Source organism: Chitinophagaceae bacterium (assembly GCA_016713085.1).
Lineage (GTDB): Bacteria > Bacteroidota > Bacteroidia > Chitinophagales > Chitinophagaceae > Lacibacter.
In genome coordinates, this window is the sequence record JADJPV010000001.1 from 1,823,259 (window position 1) to 1,842,302 (window position 19,044).

Sequence of the window (19,044 nt, forward strand, 5' to 3'; positions counted from 1 at the left end):
AAAGATTTAAATATTGTTTATTTGCAACATTGAACCCATGCAATCAACAAGAGCTACCATACATCTGACTGTTTTTTTTACCGGCATCCTGCTCGTGATGACGGGGTTTCTATTCAGCCGTGCATTGCTTAGTATCGGAACCTTTACACTTATTGCCAACGGATTTCTGCAAAGCGATTTAAAGGAACGATGGAATGTTTTTCTGCAGCAAAAAGTTTTGATCGGCATTTCCTGTTTGTTTCTGTTTCCGCTGCTTTCGGGTTTTTGGAGTGAGGATAAAACAGAATGGTTGAATGTACTGCTCACTAAACTTCCATTATTAATGTTGCCTTTTGCTTTAGTGATGCAAAAAGGATTTGAACGAAAACAGTTTGTGTTGTTTTCTTTGTTATGGACAGCATTGCTGTTTGGCGGAACAGTATGGAGTATGGTACAGTACCTGCAGCAAAAGGATGAATATGATCTGTTGTATCGTTTTTCCAAAACAATTCCAACACTTGCTGACAATGATCATATCCGTTTCAGTATGGCCGTCATTATTGCAATGCTGTTATGGCTGAAGCTGGAAGAATGGAAAGCAATTACATCATCAACTCTTTTATGGAGCATGCGTGCAGTAATGATCTGGTTTATTTTATTCCTGCATATACTTGGTGCAAAAACAGGATTACTTGGTTTGTACTTCATCATAGTTCCTGTAACTCTCTGGCAGATGTACACATCAGAAAAAAAACAATTGGCAGTTGTCAGTTTATTTCTTGCACTGTTACTTCCGGTATTAGCTTACCAGTTATTGCCAACGTTTAAGATGAGGGTACATTATGCATTGTATGACCGTGAAAATCGGATAGCAGGAAATGTAAGCGGTGATTTCAGTGATGGTAACCGTATGTTGTCCATACGCAGTGGCTGGTATGTGTTTCAGCAAAACTGGTTAACAGGTGTTGGTTATGGTGACATTAAAAAAGAAACCAATAAGTGGTATAATGAATACGCTCCTGCTGTTCCTTTATCACAACGGTTTCTTCCGTTGAATCAATGGATGACCAGTGGCAGTGGTGCAGGCATTGCAGCCATGCTTTTATTCAGCATAGTTATTGTATTACCATTCTTTTCAGCTCAGTGGAGACGGAATAAACAGGCCATTGCATTTGTATTGTTCATGAATATTGTTTTTTTATACGAATGCACTATTGACGACCAGTTTGGTGTGTATTTGTATAGTTTCTTTATATTGTACTGGCATTTGTCGAATCGAATTAAATCCTGATATGCAAGCTGTTTCAGTTGTTATTATTACGAGGAATGAGGCTCACCTGCTTGCACAAACATTGCAGTCGGTTAAACTATTGTCGGATGATATAGTAGTTTGCGATACCGGCAGCAGCGATGCCACGATTCCTATTGCATTAAAAAACGGGGCTGTTGTTATTGAAGAAGACTGGGTGGGCTATGGCCAAACGAAAAATATGGCCAATGAACGTGCAGTGTACGACTGGATATTGCAACTGGATGCCGATGAAGCAATTGATAATGAATTACTGCAGTCCATTCTTGCACTTGACCTGAAAGATGAGAAGCAGGTATTTACTGTACACCGCAAGAATTTTTTCAAAGAAAAACATATCCGCTTTGGCGAATGGTGGAAGGATGAACCTTTCCGTTTATTTAACCGCAACCAGGCTGCCTGGAATGGTGACCCCGTTCACGAAAAACTGATTTTTGAAAAGGACTGCGTGGTGAAAAAACTGAATGGCTCCATTCTGCATAAAACACTTCAGTCAACTGAACAGTACAAAGCAAAGATTCAAACCTATGCCATTGCAAGCGGTGAAAAATATTACAGGCAGGGTAAAAAGGGAGCATGGTACAGGAAATACCTGTCGCCGCCTGTTTCATTTATCCGCAACTATATTATAAAGCTTGGTTTTTTAGATGGAGTGGAAGGTTTTCTGCTGGCTTCCATGCGTGCCGGTTATACCCGTATAAAATATAATACACTTTACCGCTTACAGCATCCACAAAAGAAAAAATAAATTCGGTTTCTTCGTAATTTACGGGCAATAGAATCGCAGATGACGCCGATCACTACTGATTGAACACGGATATATCAGTGCAAATCTGTACAATCCGTTTCATCTGTGTTTCTATCAATCTTTGCTAAAAGAAAAACCTGTATGACCAACTTCATCCCCATCTTTCCCCTCAGTATTATTGTTTTCCCCGGCGAAAACCTGAACCTGCATATTTTTGAACCACGGTACAAACAACTCATCACTGAATGTTTTGAACAAAAAAAACCATTTGGTATTCCGGCGGTGGTAAACAAAGAATTAAAGGACCTGGGTACACTGGTGGAAATAAAAGAAATTAAGAAAGTGTATGAGGATGGTAAGATGGATATTACCAGCAGCGGTGTAAAAGTATTCCGCATGCTGGAACTGATTAAAGAAGTACCCGACAAATTATACAGCGGCGCCATTGTTACCTATCCTGATGATGCAGACGACGGTAACCGTTTGCTGATGCAGAAAGTAGTGCAGGGAATTAAAGCACTGCATAAACTCATACAGGTAAGCAAAGATTTTAAAAAACCCGAAGAAGAACTGAAAGCCTTTGATGTGGCCCACCACATGGGATTAAATGTGGAAGAAGAATATGAACTGCTCGGTTTGTTCCGTGAAGCACAACGGGAAGAATATCTGAAACGGCACCTCAATAAAGTGTTACCGCTGCTGGCCGAAATGGATAACTTAAAAGAAAAAGTAAAACTTAACGGGCACTTCAGGAATTTAGAAGGGTTTAGTTTTGATCTGTAAGAGGATTGGTTTAGTATTTCATATCAAATCTTCCCTGTGTAATACGTACTGTTTCACATCCTGCTTTGGTTAAAGCAAACTCAAATGTGCCGGAAATGATGCCTTTTTGCAAGTCAAACTTTGTAATGTTTAAAAATGCGTTATGATTTGGTATTGTATCATCCCAGTTTCGAAAACAATAATTTGTTGAATTTGAAAACTTGCCAACTGCATCCGGGCTAACGTTTAATTTATAATATCCGGCACCTGAAATATTATAACTGGCAACAACAAAGCTTGTATTATTTCCGGGTTCGTACTTGCTTCCATTAATTTGAAATGTACCGCCATTAAACGTAGGGTCATAATATGAGCTTAACTCATCTAAGCTGCCTCTTTCGGGTGTCCATACTTCTCCATTCACCAAAAAACCGCAGGTGTTTTTTCCTTCCTGTGTTGCAGCCGGTAAATTTTCACCAAACAAACTTTTCTTACAATTGGAGCTGCTGGTAACGATAAGCAGAAATAGTAAAGGGAGAATATATGTGCGTTTCATACAGCAAAAAATGAATGCTAAAGATGAGAAAGCATTCTTTATTATGCAATGATCCGCATCATGGTCATTCGTTAAATAAGGCTTTTTTGTCCTTTGAGTCGCTTATCGTGATTTTTGAGCCCTTCCCTTTTCATCTGTAACTTCGCCCCATGGCAATAACCATCTGTTTCGATTTTGGTAATACCCGTTTAAAAGCGGCCGTGTTTGAACAGGATCAACTCAAAGAAATTTTGATCCTGAATGATGACAGCAGGGAAAGTATGGAAGAGATTATTGCTCAGTTCAAGCCATCCTTTTCCATCTTATCATCGGTGATCAATCATCAGCCGGTGGTGGAAGAAGTGCTGGCCAAGCATACCAGTTTTCATAAATTGTCATATCAAACAAAACTGCCTTTCACTACTCCTGTTGGTAAACCTGAAACCATTGGCGCCGACCGTTTGGCCCTTTGTGCAGCATCGGTTCACCTGTTTCCCGGAAAAAATAATTTAGCCATTGGTATCGGCACCTGCATTACCTACAATTTCATCAATAATCAGAACCAGTTTTTGGGTGGCAGTATCTCACCCGGACTTGAAATGCGGTTCAAAAGTATGAACCAGTTAACAGCCCTGCTGCCATTGGTAAAAATGGAATGGAACTTCCCTCTCATTGGTTATGATACCAAGACCAATCTGCTCAGTGGAGTGGCCTGGGGAATGGCCAAAGAAATCGACGGAATCATTGATGCTTATGCTGAAAAGTACGGGAACTTTAACGTGCTGTTAACCGGGGGTGATACGGTTCATTTTGCTCCTCTGCTCAAAAACATGATATTTGCAGACCCTCAACTAATCTTTAAAGGTCTGTATGCAATCAGTGAGTTCAATCGGTAAGCGTGTTTTAGTGTTATTTGTGCTGAGTTCAGCCATTGTGATCCCCGCCCTTTCGCAGGATAATTCGCCCTGGAGCCGTTACGGTTTAGGCGATATTGTACCATCGGGCAATGTTGCCAACAGGGGCATGGGTCATTTATCTGCTGCCTACAGCGATTTTCAAACGATCAATTTTGTAAACCCTGCTTCTTACAGCAAGTTCGGAGCGCAACGGGCCATTCTTGATCTGGGGCTGGATATCAACAGCCGTAAGCTGAGTAATAATAACGGCAGCACTTATACTTCCAACAACGTTTATATTCCCTACCTCGCCAGCGGATTTCAGATCAAGCCACAAAAAGCAAAGTATGATTTGGGGATGGCATTTGGATTACGTCCGCTCACGAAAGTGAGTTATAATATCCAGAGCGGAGGAAGACTTGCTTCCGGCGACAGCGTTCAGAATGTTTATGAAGGCAGCGGCGGAACCTACCAGGCATTTGTTGGTTCGGCTTTTGGATATAAAGGTTTCAGCATTGGGTTTAATACAGGTTACCGTTTTGGTTCAAAAGATTACACTACAAGAGTTGGTATTTTTAATGATACAGTACCCGACCGTTACAGGCAGGGAAAAAAACAGGTGAGAAATAATTTTGGTGCTCCCTTCCTTGAGCTGGGTGTACAGTACGAAATAAAATTATCGGGCGATACGGCCAAAAGAAGATACAGTTCATTACACCTGGGTGCATATACCAGTACGCAGAGCAAAATGCGTACAACCCGTGATGAAATTTTTGAAACATACTTTGTAACTGATGAAGCCGGTAATGAAAGCAGGGTTGATTCTGTTTCAGAAACAAAAAATATTAAAGGCGATATCATTTATCCTTCTTCGTATGGATTTGGTGTAATGTATGATGTTGTTGGAAAAGGCAACCTTCGCCTTGGTGCCGATGTTGAAATATCCAACTGGGGAAGCTACCGTTATTACGGAAGTGAAGACGGTTTGCAGAACAGCTGGCGGGCAAAGGTTGGTGGTCAGTTTATTCCTGATATTTCAGGCAGGGCAAAAACATACTGGGGACAGGTGATTTACCGTGCAGGATTTCATTTTGGTACAGAACCTTATACCGTGAATGGTGATTTGAAAAGTTATGGTCTTACTGCAGGAATCGGTTTGCCCATTAAACGTTATTCCTTTGCTGAGTTCAACCGTAATAATATTGTGAATGCAGCTTTTGAAATAGGACAGAGAGGAAACCGCAGCACTTCATTACTCCGTGAAAATTATATTCGCTTTACACTTGGGTTCTCATTAAGCGATATCTGGTTTATTAAACGTAAGTATGATTAACTGGTTTGATCATAAAAATATATTTATAAAAGCAGCAGCTTGCATAGCAGGCTGCTTTTTCTTTGCCTGTGAAAATGACATCAAGGTTATACAGGCAATGCAGTCGAAAAAACTCACTGTTGATGAAGTGAAGGTTGTAACCAGTTATCTCAGTACAGGGGGCAGGTTAAAAGCAAAACTTTCTGCACCGTTTATGCTTCGTTATTACGACAGTGTACCAAGGGTTGAATTTCCCAATACTTTGCATGTTGATTTTTATAACGACAGTATGCAGATCGAAAGTTATCTCGATGCAAAAAAAGCATACTACTACGAACAGCAGAGCCGTGTTATTCTCACAGATAGTGTAGTGGTGATCAGGATCAATGGCGACACACTCAAAACAGAAGAACTTTTCTGGGAGCAGAACCTGCATAAGCTCTTTACAAATAAAGATGTTGAAATAAGGCAGAAAACAAAAACCATTTTTGGAAAGGGATTTGAAAGTGATGAAACCCTGAAAAATTTCAGAATTGATTCCATTACCGGGGTATTGCTGGTGGGCGCATCCAAATTTGCAGGAAATTAATTCTTACCTTCCGCTCCTGTTTCAATAACAGATCAGTTACAACATCAATTGCCAGACTATTGATAAATGCCCAAACAATCTGCGTATGAGTATTGAAAAGGATATCTCCCAGCTAAGGAAATTTAACAGCGAACATCACAAGGTCATTGTAAACCTCATCTTCACCAACAGCTGGGTTACCGAAAAATTAAAACAGCATTTCGAGTCGAAGGATCTTACGTTACAGCAGTTTAATATTCTCCGTATTCTGCGTGGCAGCAACGGACCCATATCTACTTTACAGATCAGGGACAGGATGCTGGATAAGATGAGTGATACCAGTCGTATTGTTGACAGGCTGGTGTTGAAAAATCTTGCCAGGAAAGTTGTGAGTAAAAAAGATAAGCGGCTGGTGGATGTTACAATAACCGCAAAAGGAAAAAACCTGCTTGCGAATCTGGATAAAACTCAAACAATGATTGACGAAATCGTTCATAACCTGAACAGCGAGGAAGCGAAACAATTAAACAGCTTACTCGATAAAATCAGGGGATCAGTTTAACTTACAGTATGATTCGTTTTTTCCTGCTCAGCTTTTTTATTTTTCCTGCTCACTTTCTTTTGCGCAGGCCAAACCTGAATTCAGAGCTGTATGGATTGCAACAGTTGATAATATTGATTGGCCTTCCCGAAAAGGGATTGCAGTTGATTCACAAAAAACAGAATTTATCCGCATACTCGATCTGCACAAAAGAAACGGGATGAATGCAGTGATCATGCAGGTGCGTCCGGCAACAGATGCATTTTATCCATCTGCCTACGAACCATGGAGCGAATGGTTAAGCGGTGTGCAGGGAAAACCACCATCGCCTTACTACGATCCTTTGCAGTTTATGATTTTAGAAACACATAAACGTGGAATGGAATTTCATGCGTGGTGCAATCCTTACCGTGCCGATTTTAAATTGGGGAAAGCATCCATCGCCCCATCACATATTACACGTTTGCACCCGGGTTGGTTTTTGGATTATGGAGATAAAAAATATTTTGACCCCGGTAATAAAGAAGCACAGGCTTTTGTTGTAGAAGTGATTCGTGATATGACGGAACGTTATGATGTGGATGCTGTTCATTTCGATGATTATTTTTATCCGTATCGTATTGCCGGCAAAGAATTTCCTGATTCTGCTACCTGGCAGCAGTATGGAAATGGATTAACAAAAGATGACTGGAGAAGAAGTAATGTTGATTCTGTTATTGTTGGGCTGAGCCGTATGATTAAGGAAACAAAATCATGGGTGAAATTTGGGATCAGCCCTTTTGGTGTGTGGCGCAACAGTGATAAAGATTCCCGTGGCAGTAATACCAAAGCCGGACAAACAAACTATGATGATCTGTATGCTGATATTTTATTGTGGCTTGAAAAAGGATGGATTGATTATGTGGCACCGCAACTCTACTGGGAGTTTGGTCATAAAGCAGCGCCGTATGAAATATTGATCGACTGGTGGGGAAAACATACTTACGGTAAGCATTGTTATATCGGCCTGGGTATTTACCGTGCAGGCAGCAGTGATGCATGGAAAGATAGTACGCTGATTCCACGACAGATTGAATTACTTCGTAACACACCCAATGTGCAGGGCATGATTTTCTTCAGCAGCAAATCATTTAACCGAAACCCGAATGGGTGGAATGATAGTCTGCGGCTGCACTATTTTAAAGATCCTGCCGTTATTCCTGAAATGAACTGGATGCAGAAGAAAAAATAACCCATCTTTTGCATCAGTACTAAAATTGATTGTATGAAATCCGTTAATGAAATTAAATTTTTAGAAGGTCCGCAAAGCAGGTGGAAAGAACTCTGGTTTGCATTGAAGGTGTTTGGGGAATTCATGAGAGGGTACCGTGGTCTTGCTTTTATCGGACCCTGTGTAACCATCTTTGGTTCGGCACGATATAATGAAGGACATGAATACTATGATCTTACAAGAAAAGTTGGAGCCGAAGTGGCAAAGATGGGCTTCACGGTTTTAACAGGCGGTGGCCCCGGATTAATGGAAGCTGCCAACCGTGGTGCGAAAGATGTTGGAGGAAGAAGCGTTGGATGTAATATTGTTTTACCGCATGAACAGGAACCAAATCCTTATTTAGATAAATGGGTCAACATCCGTTACTTCTTTGTACGTAAAACACTGCTTATAAAATATTCTTATGCATTCATCTGTATGCCCGGTGGTTTTGGAACACTGGATGAATTGTTTGAAGCCATTACACTTATCCAGACAAAAAAGATCCGCAACTTTCCGGTGATTGTAATAGGTAAAGAGTTTCATAAAGAAATGATGGAACATGTTCTGCTGATGAAAGAAAGAGGAACTATTTCACCCGACGATGATCAGTTGCTGTTTGTTACAGATTCAATTGAAGAAGCTATGCAGACGTTGAAAGAAAAAAGCATCCAGCGTTTTCATCTCCGTCCTGAAAAGCAACATCCATTTGCCTGGCTGTTTGAGCACAATGGCAAAAGGCAGAAAGATTAATTGCGCAATCTTTCTTTCAGTAATTCATCGATTCGTTTTTTATAAACTTCAAAATCTGCTTCTGCAAAAGGATGCTGATAAGGAAATGAATCGGCCACTTTAATGGCAGATAAAAGATCAAATCCTTTCTGTTGATGAAAAGGAAAATACGATTGCCCCTGCATGTATTGGGCAAGGTATTCCTGTTCGGGCTGACCGGGAGTTGGAATGAGGAATGCTTTTTTCCCAAGCTTCATTAAATCCATGAGAGTAGTATAACCGCTTCTGCATATAACCAGTTTCGAAGAACTCAGTTTGTGTTGTAATTCCGCAGCAGCCAAATGATCATGAACAGTAATGTGCGGATATGATCGAAGTGCTGAATGATTCTGCTGTGGTAATCCTCTCACAAATAAAACTTTTCCAGAATAAGATGGTAACTGCTGGAAAATTTTTTCTTCAAGAATTGTTCGTTGCGGCTCTGGTCCTGACAATAGAATTGTAAGATCATATTCCTGTTCAGCAACTTCCTTTTTTTCTAATCTTGATAACAAGCCCAGGTAGGCAGGTTGAATGATTGGTTGTGAAGGATGAGACAATTCGCCGGCAAGATTTTTATTTGCCTCTAAATCGGGCACCCACACTTCCGTAAACTTTTTCATATACCGTGCATGCAGTTTCTGCAATTGACGGTTCAGCCAGTTGCCTTTACCTGAATGAATCAATAACTGATGGGTGATATAGATGTTGTGTGTTTTTTTATTCCAAAAGCCCGAGCGGTTATCACTGATTACAATATCAAACTGTTCTTTTTCCAATACATCTTTCAGCCAGAGATGTTCCTTCCTGAATGCTGCTGAAAATGCGGGGTAATTGCAAAGCCATACTTCCAAATAAAGAAGAACCACTGTTATAACGGATGTCGTATCCCTTCAATGTTCTGATACTGATGCCGGGAAATTCTGAAGCCAGTAAGCTTGCCGCAGCACCATCGGCTGCAAGTACAACCTCGCATTCTTTTGCTGTAAATACCTGATGAGGGGAATGCAACGGGTGGCATGGCCCAACCCCCAATCAAGAGGTGCCAGCAGAATCCGTGTATTTTTTGAGGTAGTCATTCAGAAAAAGATTCATTTTCAGGGAGAAAAGCCTGCAAACTGCCGGTCATCTTCCCAAAGTGCCAAAATAAACTTTAAACAATATAAATCGCAAAAAATAGTTATTTTGTAAGTCACCTTTTAACCGAATATCCAATGATTCCGAAACAATTTGTGAGTTTATTTATGCAGCGTTCAACCCGGTTTGGTTTTCTATTGATATTAGTGAGTGTTCTTTTATTGTCAGGATGCAGTGCATCAAAAAAGAATGGTTGCGGATGTCCCAATAAAAAAGGGATGGTGGGATATTAAAAATGAGTTGAAACAGTAATTTTTATCCGCAGAAAAACGGATAATAAAGAAGGCTGTAAAGCCAGAAGTTGAATAAATGAAACAGAACCAACGCAGAGACTTACTTGTTATGCTTAATAACGAGCATCGCAGCCAACAGGCCATTGACCACGAAGTGGAATGGCTGCATGATGTGCTGTTTCGCATTGAAGAGTTGGATAATTTCTGCAAAGCACATGAAGTGCTTGACCTCAACAGGCATAAAGTAATTAATAACATTACTAAAGTGAGAAAGGCTGTTGTTCGAAAAGCATTGAAAGCGTTTGAATTTGTAAGTAATAAAAACTGAGCGAAGAGTTCAAAAAAGTAAAAAGAGATAAAAGAGAAGAGGTTACACAATTGTTACCTCTTCTCTTTTTATTATACTCTTGTATTTATGCTTCTTTGTTCTCCTTTCCCTCCTTTGAACTCTTAGCCTATAAAAACTTATCGCCAATATTCCGTTTCACTTCTGCCACATATTCCTTGATCTCCTGTTCTTTTTCTTTTTTGCAGATGAGTAATACATCTTTGGTATCAACAATGATGAAATCATCAAGGCCCTGCAGCAATACTAATTTTTTATCATCCACATGTACCACATTTTTTGTGGCATCAATTACCATCACTGTTTTTCCTGCAACAGCATTTCCAAAATAATCCTTCTCCATGTTTTCATATGCACTGTTCCATGTTCCGAGGTCGCTCCAGCCAAAGGAAGAAGGCATTACATACACATTATCGGCTTTTTCCATAATGCCATAGTCAATGGAAATATTGGTGCATTGCGGATAGATGCGGTCGATGGCTTCCTGTTCATTGGCTGTATTGAACTGTTCCTGCTCAGCAACAAACAGTTCATTCATTTCAGGCAGAAATTTTTCAAATGCTTTGATGATGTTTTTTACTTTCCACACAAAAATGCCTGCGTTCCATAAAAAATCACCACTGGCTAAAAATGTTTTGGCCAGTTCCAGGTTGGGCTTTTCGGTAAAGGTTTTCACCTTGTACATGCTGTCGGCCACAGGCAATGGTTCGTGCTGAATATAACCATAGCCGGTATTGGGATAAGTAGGTTTGATGCCTAATGTAACCAGTGCGTTGATGTTATTTACAAAGCTGAATGCATCCATGCAAACCTTTTTAAAGGCAGGGGCATCTAAAATTAAATGATCGGCAGGAGCACAAATCAGTAGTCCATCATTACTCAGCTGCTGCAACTTATAAGCAATATAAGCAACACAGGGTGCAGTGTTTTTTCGTGAGGGTTCGCACAAAATATTTTCAACAGACAGATCGGGTAACTGTGCGGCTACAATTTCTTTGTAATCAAAGGATGTAACAATGTAAATGTTTTCGTTTGGTATAAATTGAAGATAGCGGTCATACGTAGCCTGTATCAGGGTACGGCCGGTATGCAGAATATCCAGGAATTGTTTGGGAAAACCGGTGCGGCTCATTGGCCAGAAACGGCTGCCGATTCCTCCGGCCATAATAGCTACATAGTGATTCTTGTTCATAGTGATTATATTAATCAGCCAACCGGCTAAATAAGTCCTTCTTTAATTAAATCGTGCAAATGTATAACACCTGCGTATCGCTTTTCATTTGTTACCAGTAATTGACTGATATTATTTTTTCGCATCAGTTCCATTGCATCAATTGCCAATGCATCTGCTTCAATTGTTTTTGGATTGAAATTCATGATTTGTGTGGCAATAACATCATTGATAGAACTGTTCTTTTCCAGCATCCTTCTCAAATCACCATCTGTAATTACACCCAGCAATTCATTTTTTTCATTGACCACAGCTGTGGCACCCAAACGTTTCTTTGATATTTCCACAATCACTTCTTTCAGAGTTGCTGTTTCTTTCACATGTGGTTTTTCGTTATGAATATACAGATCAGCTACACGGAGATATAATTTCTTACCCAACGAACCTCCCGGATGAAACTTTGCAAAATCATCACTGTTAAATCCACGCATTTCCATCAGGGCAACAGCCAATGCATCGCCCATTACCATTTGTGCAGTTGTGCTGCTGGTTGGAGCAAGATTATTAGGGCATGCCTCCTGGCTAACCGTAGTGTTTAACACATAATTGCTTTGTTTGGCTAAATAAGAGTCTGTGTGACCCACCATTCCCACCACCGGGTTACCAAAATTTCTTACCAGTTGTGCCAGTACTTTTATTTCGGGGCTTTCACCGCTTTTGCTGATGATCATGATCACATCTTCATTCTGGATCATGCCGAGATCTCCATGAATGGCATCGGCTGCATGAAGAAATGCTGAAGGAGTTCCGGTTGAATTAAGGGTGGCAACAATTTTCTGGGCAATGGCTGCACTTTTGCCGATTCCACTCACAATCAGGCGTCCTTTTGCCTCCAGAATTACGTCGCATATTTTTGCAAAGTCTTCAGTAAGTAAGTCAGCAAGACCTTCCACTGCACCTGCCTCCAATGCAATAGTGCGTTTGGCAACTTCTATGGGGTTAATATTCTTTTGATTCATTGGCGGGGCAAACCTACTTTAAATAAGCAGAATATAAAAGAATGGAATTGTGCAAATTTTCCTGTTGGCAATCAGCGAAATTGAGCTATCTTATCATAATGAACTTTTTTAGCATGTTTTTGACGATTGGGAAAAGGTGGAAAGGCTCAATTTCAGTAACTTCGTCCCCCTTATTCAAAAGCACGGTCTGTGCAGATCAAGTTAACTACCTGCTAAGTAAGTCCAGTTTGTAAAAACCAAAGAGAGAAGGAAAAAAAGTGATGAGTACAGTTAAGAAAAAAACAGCAGCCAAAACTACAACTACAGTAAAAGAGACTGCAAAAAAAGCAACCAAAAAGTCAAACGGAAAACCCGCTGCCGGTAAAGTTCATACTGTTGATCTTTATGCAGCACTGAATGAGCAATTCGGCTTTGATGCATTTAAAGGCACACAGGAAGCCGTTATCCATAATGTACTGAACGGGAAAGATACGTTTGTGATTATGCCAACAGGTGGCGGTAAAAGTTTATGTTACCAGTTGCCGGCATTGGTGAGCGAGGGTGTGGCCATTATTGTAAGTCCATTGATTGCTTTAATGAAAAACCAGGTTGATCTTGTACGCAGCTACAGCAGTAAAGATGATGTGGCGCATTTTCTCAATTCAACCCTTACCAAAAAAGAAACAAAAGAAGTGCATGATGATTTGCTTGGCGGCAAAACAAAGATGCTGTATGTGGCTCCTGAAACATTAACCAAGCAGGAAAACCTTGAGTTTTTCAGCGATTTAAATATTTCTTTTTTTGCTGTTGATGAAGCCCATTGTATCAGCGAATGGGGACATGATTTCCGCCCTGAATACAGGCGGTTGAAAGAGATGATGGACCAGATCAATCCCAACATTCCTATTATCGCTTTAACAGCTACTGCCACCCCAAAAGTGCAGAGTGATATTGTAAATAACCTCGGACTCCGCAATCCTGATATTTTTATTTCTTCTTTTAACCGTGCCAATCTTTACTATGAAATTCAGCCAAAAATCAATAAGGACCAGGCTGTAAAAAGTATTGTGAAGTTTATTTCCCAAAACAAAGGAAAGAGCGGCATCATTTACACACTGAACCGTAAAACAACAGAAGAGCTGGCTGATATTTTAATGGCCAATGGCATTAAAGCCGTTGCGTATCATGCAGGGTTTGACGGTAAGGTGAGAGCAGGTAAACAGGATCAGTTCCTCAATGAGGATGTGCAGGTAATTGTTGCCACCATTGCATTCGGTATGGGCATTGATAAACCGGATATCCGTTTTGTAATTCACTATAATATTCCCAAGAGTATAGAAAATTATTACCAGGAAACCGGCCGTGCAGGAAGAGATGGTATGGAAGGAAAATGTTTACTTTATTATTCGCATAAGGATGTGAGTAAGCTTGAACACCTGATGCGTGACAAGCCATTGAGTGAACGTGAAGTAACGGCACAAATGATCCAGGAAACTGTTGCATTTGCTGAAAGTTCTGTTTGCAGAAGGAAGATCTTACTTCATTATTTTGGAGAAGAATACAAACAGGAAAACTGCGGAAACTGTGATAACTGTTTACATCCAAAAGAAAAGATTGAAGCGAAGGATGAATCCGTGATGGTATTGAAAGTAGTGAAAGCATTAGACGGACGCTTTGCTGCAGAATATGTGATACCGGTGATCATTGGCCGATTAACACCTCAGAACCAAATGTACCGTCATGATCAGATTGCAGAGTTTGGATTGGGTAAAGAAAAAGATGTTCACTTCTGGAATTCACTGATCAGGCAGATGCTTTTGAATGGATTGATTCAGAAAGATATTGTAGAATACGGCTTGCTGAAGATGACAAAAGAAGGTGAAGCATTTCTGAAGAAACCGAAATCGTTCAAAATTGTTCTCAATAATTTATACGAAGAGGCCAATGCAGATGATGATGAAGGAACTGAAACTGGCAATACTGGTGCAGCAACAGATGAGAAATTGTTTGAGATGCTCAAAGAGCTGCGGCATAAAGAGGCGAAGAAAAAAGCATTACCTCCTTTTGTTATTTTCTTAGAGAATTCTTTACAGGATATGGCCACGCTTTATCCAACCACACTGGAGGAACTGGAAAAGTGCCAGGGAGTGAGCAAAGGAAAAGCTATCCGTTATGGCAAACCATTTGTAGAGCTTATTGCAAAATATGTGGATGAAAATGAGGTGGAAAAGCCGGATGATTTTGTGATGAAGAGCGTGGTAAACAAGAGCGGTAATAAAGTATTCCTGATACAGAATGTAGATAAAAGGATCCCGTTAGAAACCATTGCCAAAAACAAAGGCTGGAAAATGGACGAAATGCTGGAAGAAATGGAAACCATTGCTGCCAGCGGCACCAAGCTGCGGCTTGATTATGCAATTGACGAATGGCTGGATGAATATGAGCAGGAAGAAATCATTGATTATTTTAAGACCTGCAGTACCAGCGACCTCAAGATTGCCCAGCAGGAGCTTGAAGACGGGGGCTACAGCTGGGAGCAGCTGAAGATCATGCGAATTAAGTTTCTGAGTGAATTTGGGATGTAGTGGAGGAAAGTTGTAAGCTTTTAACTAATAGACGTTAGAAAACACAAAGAACTTCAGGCAGATAATAATTGAGAATGATTTCAGATTTTAGCCTGATACCTTTATATTTGCAACCCCGAAGCACAAAAATGAAGGTAGCTTCCACTTACCAGAGTGATGTGTTTCAGGAATGGTGCGGTAGCTCAGTCGGTAGAGCAAAGGACTGAAAATCCTTGTGTCGCCGGTTCGATCCCGGCCCACACCACAAGAGCCCTGGCGTTTGCCGGGGCTTTTTTGTTTATCCAGGATGCTTGACTATGGTACACAAAGTATACAATACAGTACTTACCCATACTTTATTTATGTGCTATGCTTTAAAGTAATATTAAACGGACTTTCCGGTATTACTTTCCATTGTTGACATAATATGACCAGTCGATTAAGAATCCTTTTTACTGTATTGTAATATTGTTATGAAATGTATTGGAATGGTTATTCAGCATCCTGAAACAAAGAGGTTAGTTGTTTCGAAAAGTAATCTATCATTCCATTGCGGATAACTTTCAATAAGAAGGAATTACAATTATCTTAAACAAATCTTTGAATTACCTGAGTATATAGACAGATAAGGCGTTACAGCAGAAACGTTACCTTTGAAACGAAACAATCTACTGTGTCAATTTGGAACAAACTGCTATTGATAGTGAGCGTCGTTTATTAATGAAAGTTTCGGAAGGCAATGAACAGGCCTTTCGTGAACTTTTTAATTACTGGCAACCTCTGTTCAGTAATTATATCCTAAGCATTACCAAATCAAAAGAACTTACCGCTGAAATTGTACAGGATGTTTTCCTGAAAATCTGGCTGAAGAGAGAGAAGCTTTCGCAAGTTGAACATTTTAAAGCTTACCTCTTCAAGATCAGCCGCAATGAAGCCATTAATGCGTTGCGTAAGGCCATGCGGGAACAACAACTGGTTAATGAATGGAATAAAAGTCATCATGATACAGAAGATGTACAGCCAGAAAGCAATCCATTACATGAGCAATTAGAATTGGCCGATGAAGCCATTGCTAAACTTACAGAACGCCAGCGGCAGGTGTACAAACTTCACCGGCATGAGCATCTTACTTACCAGCAAATTGCAGACAAACTGGGTATCGGCAAGGAATCTGTAAAAACACACCTCGAATTGGCTGTAAAAGCCATCCGCAAATACTTGCAAGACCGCACCACTGTTCTTCTTCTTCTTATAGAAATGTTTTCAAAAAACTGTAGTAAGTGGCTTCCCCGTTTTAATGGTTTTGTTGTCTTAGTATAAAAGCTTTTCGCTTTTTATAAAAATAACAATTATGAATAACATTATCTCCACTCCCTATTTAAAGCTATTTTCTGTAACTGCCCTTTTTGTAACTGCTTTACCAGTTGTAAAAAGGAACTTGAAAATAGTAGCACAAACCCACAACCAGTGGTAAAAATTGAAACCACCGACACAGGCAGGGTTACATTTTCCCGAAAAGAAATTGGCGAAGAAATACGAAAAAGAATGAAGGCTGACCCAACAGGCTTCCGGCTAAAGGATGCCAGGCTGCTTGTAAAGCAAATGGAGCAACAATTGCCACCAGCAGGCACAGCAACTTACAATACGGAAGATGACCAATCTTATATAACGGAATTAGAGAGTGGAGAATTTGGGCAATCATACTTTCTTAATCTGGCTCCAAACATGGTAGTCTATCCTTTAAATTCTCAATATGAACTTAACAATTTTCTTAAAACCACTGACCCCGGTTATATTGTTGATTACCCGGAAGACTTTATTTATGGATGCAATGAATGGTACTATATTCCTTTTGGTGTAACAGCTATTTATTATACACCATCTGTTCCGGGGCAAAGGAGTTTAGGTTTGTTTATTACCATACCGTTGAAGTATGTGGTATTAAAAAATAATTCTGGAAACTACGCAGCAACGGAGTACCGCTTTACATATGATGCAACTACACATCCCGCCACTATTGATTTAACAGGGATACGATTAGGAGTGGTACAGGAAAAGAATTTCCATTTTGAATACGATAAAGATTCGCATTGGGGTAACTATACTGGGCATGTAAAAGAAGAAAGAACACTTATACGGTCTTTTAATGGTGACTTTAAAGCTGAACCTACCATTAATTACCAACAATACACCTTGGGCATGAGTTTGGGCAACGGATTTACAGTTCAAACTTCAAGCCTTACACCAACAAATATTGATATTAACGGATCTGTTGTTATTCCTACTATGGGTGTAAACAATACTCCGGTTTACAGTTTTAATCATGATATTCATATTATTGGTTATGATAAGAATTATTAAGCTATAAATAATAACTACAATGAAACATCCATATTCAGAAGCATACAAACCGTGAATAAATTTTGGCGGAAAGTTTTTAAATTCGGGAAACTCTTTTTTTACCGAGCGGTATTTAAAAGATACACCTTGAAAATGAAACTGAGATAAAAACAAGTGAGTACAAACCGTCATTACAAAGCTGTCCCGACAAGGTCGTGTAAGTACAAAATTGAAAAATGCAATTTCTCTTAACTGTTTTATGTTATTAAATCGAAATCTCATATTTTCTGATTTTCCCTTAAGCTATCTTCAATGTGGATAGGGGTGTTTTATCCCTCTATATTCGAAACGGCTCAGAATTCATAACAAAAGGACTAAGTCTCTACAAATTATATACAGATGAAATACGGTATTCAACTTTTCTTTCTTTTGTTTTTTTTATCATTCGCCTGCTCATGTTTATTTATAACTATGGCTGATAAGAATTCAAACTTTATCATCACCGGCAATAAACATGGGTTTGGTTTGTCAAAAGATATTTACAGGGATGGGAAAAATGCCGATAGCCTTCTGGCGATAGAAACATGGCCTCTTACAGGAAAAGACAGTTTTTTGTACGATGCGGAAAGTAAAGTAATTCAGATCAGATATTTTGACACTAAAAATATTCGTACGTATAAAAAAGTGAATCAGATTCCTGCTATTGATTCTCCAGCCATAGTACAGGAATTAGACGATTATAGGTTACTGGGTGTTTTTGAAGCAAATGATTTGCCCGGGTTTTATAGTTGCATTTATCTAAGTCCACGTAAAGATGTATTGGAGATTGTTCATAATGGTAATATCGGTTCCCCTGTGATGCCCTTTTTCTGGTTAAAAAACAGTGATAACCCTGTGGCAGGCAAACCCGAAATGCTTAAAACTATGTTTAAGCAATGGACACCTGTATATGATAAAAGCAAGCCCGGTATTCGTATTTCGGGCGGTAAACAGTAAGCAAATGTTTGAACACAGCTGCCGGTAAAGTGGGAAGACCAAAAGCAAGGAAATAACGCTGTATTTTTCTTTTCGTCTTACTTTCTTCCCGGCAATTTTTAATAAAAAACAATTCGTTATCAGATTTAAGAATTGGTGCATTATTTACATGCGTTGTTTTTTACTGTGAACTCAGTCAATAATGAAATACATCAGTCAAATTTTTATACTCTTATTCTTTACAGTTTGCTCATGCTCTCATTTATTTACACCTAAAGCTTATAAGAATTCAAACTTTATCATCACCGGCAATAAACATGGGTTTGGTTTGTCAAAAGATATTTACAGGAATGGACAAAATGCCGATAGCCTTCTGGCCATAGAAACATGGCCTCTTACAGGAAAAGACAGTTTTTTGTACGATGCGGAAAGTAAAGTAATTCAGATGTACAGGAATTAGACGATTATAGGTTACTGGTGTTTTTGAAGCAAATGATTTGCCCGGGTTTTATAGTTGCATTTATCTAAGTCCACGTGAAGATGTATTGGAGATTATTCATAATGGTAATATCGGTTCCCCTGTGATGCCCTTTTTCTGGTTAAAAACAGT

21 protein-coding genes and 1 tRNA gene are annotated in these 19,044 nt (G+C 39.6%); 17 read left to right on the forward strand and 5 right to left on the reverse strand.

Annotation, left to right across the window (positions count from 1 at the left end; genetic code table 11):
• Nucleotides 1-37 precede the first annotated feature (37 nt).
• The 3 genes from IPK31_08885 (at nucleotide 38) to IPK31_08895 (ending at nucleotide 2,819) form a co-directional block, all read left to right on the forward strand.
• Complete coding sequence (locus IPK31_08885) at nucleotides 38-1,270, forward strand: hypothetical protein (protein ID MBK8088040.1); 1,233 nt, start codon at nucleotides 38-40, stop codon at nucleotides 1,268-1,270.
• 1 nt (nucleotide 1,271) lies between these two features.
• Nucleotides 1,272-2,036 (forward strand): glycosyltransferase family 2 protein, encoded by a 765-nt coding sequence (locus tag IPK31_08890; protein ID MBK8088041.1) that lies wholly within the window; start codon nucleotides 1,272-1,274, stop codon nucleotides 2,034-2,036.
• Between the two features lie 141 nt (nucleotides 2,037-2,177).
• Nucleotides 2,178-2,819, forward strand: coding sequence for an LON peptidase substrate-binding domain-containing protein (locus IPK31_08895; GenBank protein ID MBK8088042.1), 642 nt, complete (start codon nucleotides 2,178-2,180; stop codon nucleotides 2,817-2,819).
• 10 nt (nucleotides 2,820-2,829) lie between these two features.
• Here IPK31_08895 and IPK31_08900 read toward each other — a convergent pair whose 3' ends face one another.
• Nucleotides 2,830-3,354 (reverse strand): hypothetical protein, encoded by a 525-nt coding sequence (locus IPK31_08900; protein ID MBK8088043.1) that lies wholly within the window; start codon nucleotides 3,352-3,354, stop codon nucleotides 2,830-2,832.
• Between the two features lie 149 nt (nucleotides 3,355-3,503).
• On the opposite strand from IPK31_08900, the gene IPK31_08905 reads away from it, so the two are divergent.
• The 6 genes from IPK31_08905 to IPK31_08930 all read left to right on the forward strand — a co-directional run bounded on the left by IPK31_08905 (nucleotide 3,504) and on the right by IPK31_08930 (nucleotide 8,652).
• Nucleotides 3,504-4,229 (forward strand): type III pantothenate kinase, encoded by a 726-nt coding sequence (locus IPK31_08905; GenBank protein ID MBK8088044.1) that lies wholly within the window; start codon nucleotides 3,504-3,506, stop codon nucleotides 4,227-4,229.
• Complete coding sequence (locus IPK31_08910; protein MBK8088045.1) at nucleotides 4,204-5,562, forward strand: hypothetical protein; 1,359 nt, start codon at nucleotides 4,204-4,206, stop codon at nucleotides 5,560-5,562. The genes IPK31_08905 and IPK31_08910 overlap by 26 nt, the downstream gene beginning before the upstream one ends.
• Entirely contained in the window at nucleotides 5,555-6,130 is a 576-nt protein-coding gene (gene lptC / locus IPK31_08915; protein MBK8088046.1) for an LPS export ABC transporter periplasmic protein LptC, read from the forward strand. Before IPK31_08910 ends, lptC begins: the two co-directional genes overlap by 8 nt.
• 85 nt (nucleotides 6,131-6,215) lie before the next feature.
• Entirely contained in the window at nucleotides 6,216-6,671 is a 456-nt protein-coding gene (locus IPK31_08920) for a MarR family transcriptional regulator (protein MBK8088047.1), read from the forward strand.
• Nucleotides 6,649-7,881, forward strand: a complete 1,233-nt coding sequence (locus tag IPK31_08925) for a family 10 glycosylhydrolase (protein ID MBK8088048.1) — start codon at nucleotides 6,649-6,651, stop codon at nucleotides 7,879-7,881. The genes IPK31_08920 and IPK31_08925 overlap by 23 nt, the downstream gene beginning before the upstream one ends.
• A 33-nt stretch (nucleotides 7,882-7,914) precedes the next feature.
• Nucleotides 7,915-8,652, forward strand: coding sequence for a TIGR00730 family Rossman fold protein (locus IPK31_08930; GenBank protein ID MBK8088049.1), 738 nt, complete (start codon nucleotides 7,915-7,917; stop codon nucleotides 8,650-8,652).
• On the opposite strand, the gene IPK31_08935 is transcribed toward IPK31_08930, so the two are convergent.
• Nucleotides 8,649-9,449: a hypothetical protein gene (locus tag IPK31_08935; GenBank protein MBK8088050.1), complete on the reverse strand. Its 801-nt coding sequence runs from the start codon at nucleotides 9,447-9,449 to the stop codon at nucleotides 8,649-8,651. The two genes, IPK31_08930 and IPK31_08935, sit on opposite strands and share 4 nt — an antisense overlap.
• Nucleotides 9,430-9,681, reverse strand: coding sequence for a hypothetical protein (locus IPK31_08940; GenBank protein ID MBK8088051.1), 252 nt, complete (start codon nucleotides 9,679-9,681; stop codon nucleotides 9,430-9,432). The genes IPK31_08935 and IPK31_08940 overlap by 20 nt, the downstream gene beginning before the upstream one ends.
• A 203-nt stretch (nucleotides 9,682-9,884) precedes the next feature.
• Between IPK31_08940 and IPK31_08945 the strand changes: the two genes are divergently transcribed.
• Nucleotides 9,885-10,040 carry a hypothetical protein gene (locus IPK31_08945; GenBank protein ID MBK8088052.1) on the forward strand — a complete coding sequence of 52 codons (156 nt, stop codon included), beginning with the start codon at nucleotides 9,885-9,887 and terminating at the stop codon, nucleotides 10,038-10,040.
• A gap of 76 nt (nucleotides 10,041-10,116) precedes the next feature.
• Nucleotides 10,117-10,368, forward strand: coding sequence for a hypothetical protein (locus IPK31_08950; protein ID MBK8088053.1), 252 nt, complete (start codon nucleotides 10,117-10,119; stop codon nucleotides 10,366-10,368).
• A gap of 127 nt (nucleotides 10,369-10,495) precedes the next feature.
• On the opposite strand, the gene IPK31_08955 is transcribed toward IPK31_08950, so the two are convergent.
• The gene (locus IPK31_08955; protein ID MBK8088054.1) at nucleotides 10,496-11,578 is read right to left on the reverse strand and encodes a mannose-1-phosphate guanylyltransferase; all 1,083 of its coding nucleotides are present in this window, start codon (nucleotides 11,576-11,578) and stop codon (nucleotides 10,496-10,498) included.
• A gap of 26 nt (nucleotides 11,579-11,604) precedes the next feature.
• Nucleotides 11,605-12,576, reverse strand: a complete 972-nt coding sequence (locus IPK31_08960; protein ID MBK8088055.1) for a KpsF/GutQ family sugar-phosphate isomerase — start codon at nucleotides 12,574-12,576, stop codon at nucleotides 11,605-11,607.
• 260 nt (nucleotides 12,577-12,836) lie between these two features.
• On the opposite strand from IPK31_08960, the gene recQ reads away from it, so the two are divergent.
• From recQ to IPK31_08990, 6 genes are all read left to right on the forward strand, one after another.
• Nucleotides 12,837-15,140 carry a DNA helicase RecQ gene (gene recQ / locus IPK31_08965; protein ID MBK8088056.1) on the forward strand — a complete coding sequence of 768 codons (2,304 nt, stop codon included), beginning with the start codon at nucleotides 12,837-12,839 and terminating at the stop codon, nucleotides 15,138-15,140.
• A gap of 171 nt (nucleotides 15,141-15,311) precedes the next feature.
• Nucleotides 15,312-15,384, forward strand: a tRNA-Phe gene (locus IPK31_08970).
• 416 nt (nucleotides 15,385-15,800) lie between these two features.
• Complete coding sequence (locus tag IPK31_08975; GenBank protein ID MBK8088057.1) at nucleotides 15,801-16,439, forward strand: RNA polymerase sigma-70 factor; 639 nt, start codon at nucleotides 15,801-15,803, stop codon at nucleotides 16,437-16,439.
• A gap of 147 nt (nucleotides 16,440-16,586) precedes the next feature.
• Nucleotides 16,587-17,480 (forward strand): hypothetical protein, encoded by an 894-nt coding sequence (locus IPK31_08980; protein ID MBK8088058.1) that lies wholly within the window; start codon nucleotides 16,587-16,589, stop codon nucleotides 17,478-17,480.
• A gap of 450 nt (nucleotides 17,481-17,930) precedes the next feature.
• The gene (locus IPK31_08985; GenBank protein ID MBK8088059.1) at nucleotides 17,931-18,455 is read left to right on the forward strand and encodes a hypothetical protein; all 525 of its coding nucleotides are present in this window, start codon (nucleotides 17,931-17,933) and stop codon (nucleotides 18,453-18,455) included.
• A 181-nt stretch (nucleotides 18,456-18,636) separates the two neighbouring features.
• Nucleotides 18,637-18,894: a hypothetical protein gene (locus tag IPK31_08990; protein MBK8088060.1), complete on the forward strand. Its 258-nt coding sequence runs from the start codon at nucleotides 18,637-18,639 to the stop codon at nucleotides 18,892-18,894.
• Nucleotides 18,895-19,044 lie beyond the last annotated feature (150 nt).

Excerpts from the sequence above, each read along its gene's own strand:
- IPK31_08885 (MBK8088040.1), top strand. The coding sequence starts at position 38 with ATGCAATCAACAAGAGCTACCATACATCTGACTGTTTTTTTTACCGGC.
- IPK31_08890 (MBK8088041.1), top strand. The coding sequence starts at position 1,272 with ATGCAAGCTGTTTCAGTTGTTATTATTACGAGGAATGAGGCTCACCTG.
- IPK31_08895 (MBK8088042.1), top strand. The coding sequence starts at position 2,178 with ATGACCAACTTCATCCCCATCTTTCCCCTCAGTATTATTGTTTTCCCC.
- IPK31_08900 (MBK8088043.1), bottom strand. The coding sequence starts at position 3,354 with ATGAAACGCACATATATTCTCCCTTTACTATTTCTGCTTATCGTTACC.
- IPK31_08905 (MBK8088044.1), top strand. The coding sequence starts at position 3,504 with ATGGCAATAACCATCTGTTTCGATTTTGGTAATACCCGTTTAAAAGCG.
- IPK31_08910 (MBK8088045.1), top strand. The coding sequence starts at position 4,204 with ATGCAATCAGTGAGTTCAATCGGTAAGCGTGTTTTAGTGTTATTTGTG.
- lptC (MBK8088046.1), top strand. The coding sequence starts at position 5,555 with ATGATTAACTGGTTTGATCATAAAAATATATTTATAAAAGCAGCAGCT.
- IPK31_08920 (MBK8088047.1), top strand. The coding sequence starts at position 6,216 with ATGAGTATTGAAAAGGATATCTCCCAGCTAAGGAAATTTAACAGCGAA.
- IPK31_08930 (MBK8088049.1), top strand. The coding sequence starts at position 7,915 with ATGAAATCCGTTAATGAAATTAAATTTTTAGAAGGTCCGCAAAGCAGG.
- IPK31_08945 (MBK8088052.1), top strand. The coding sequence starts at position 9,885 with ATGATTCCGAAACAATTTGTGAGTTTATTTATGCAGCGTTCAACCCGG.
- IPK31_08950 (MBK8088053.1), top strand. The coding sequence starts at position 10,117 with ATGAAACAGAACCAACGCAGAGACTTACTTGTTATGCTTAATAACGAG.
- IPK31_08955 (MBK8088054.1), bottom strand. The coding sequence starts at position 11,578 with ATGAACAAGAATCACTATGTAGCTATTATGGCCGGAGGAATCGGCAGC.
- IPK31_08960 (MBK8088055.1), bottom strand. The coding sequence starts at position 12,576 with ATGAATCAAAAGAATATTAACCCCATAGAAGTTGCCAAACGCACTATT.
- recQ (MBK8088056.1), top strand. The coding sequence starts at position 12,837 with ATGAGTACAGTTAAGAAAAAAACAGCAGCCAAAACTACAACTACAGTA.
- IPK31_08985 (MBK8088059.1), top strand. The coding sequence starts at position 17,931 with ATGGCTGATAAGAATTCAAACTTTATCATCACCGGCAATAAACATGGG.
- IPK31_08990 (MBK8088060.1), top strand. The coding sequence starts at position 18,637 with ATGAAATACATCAGTCAAATTTTTATACTCTTATTCTTTACAGTTTGC.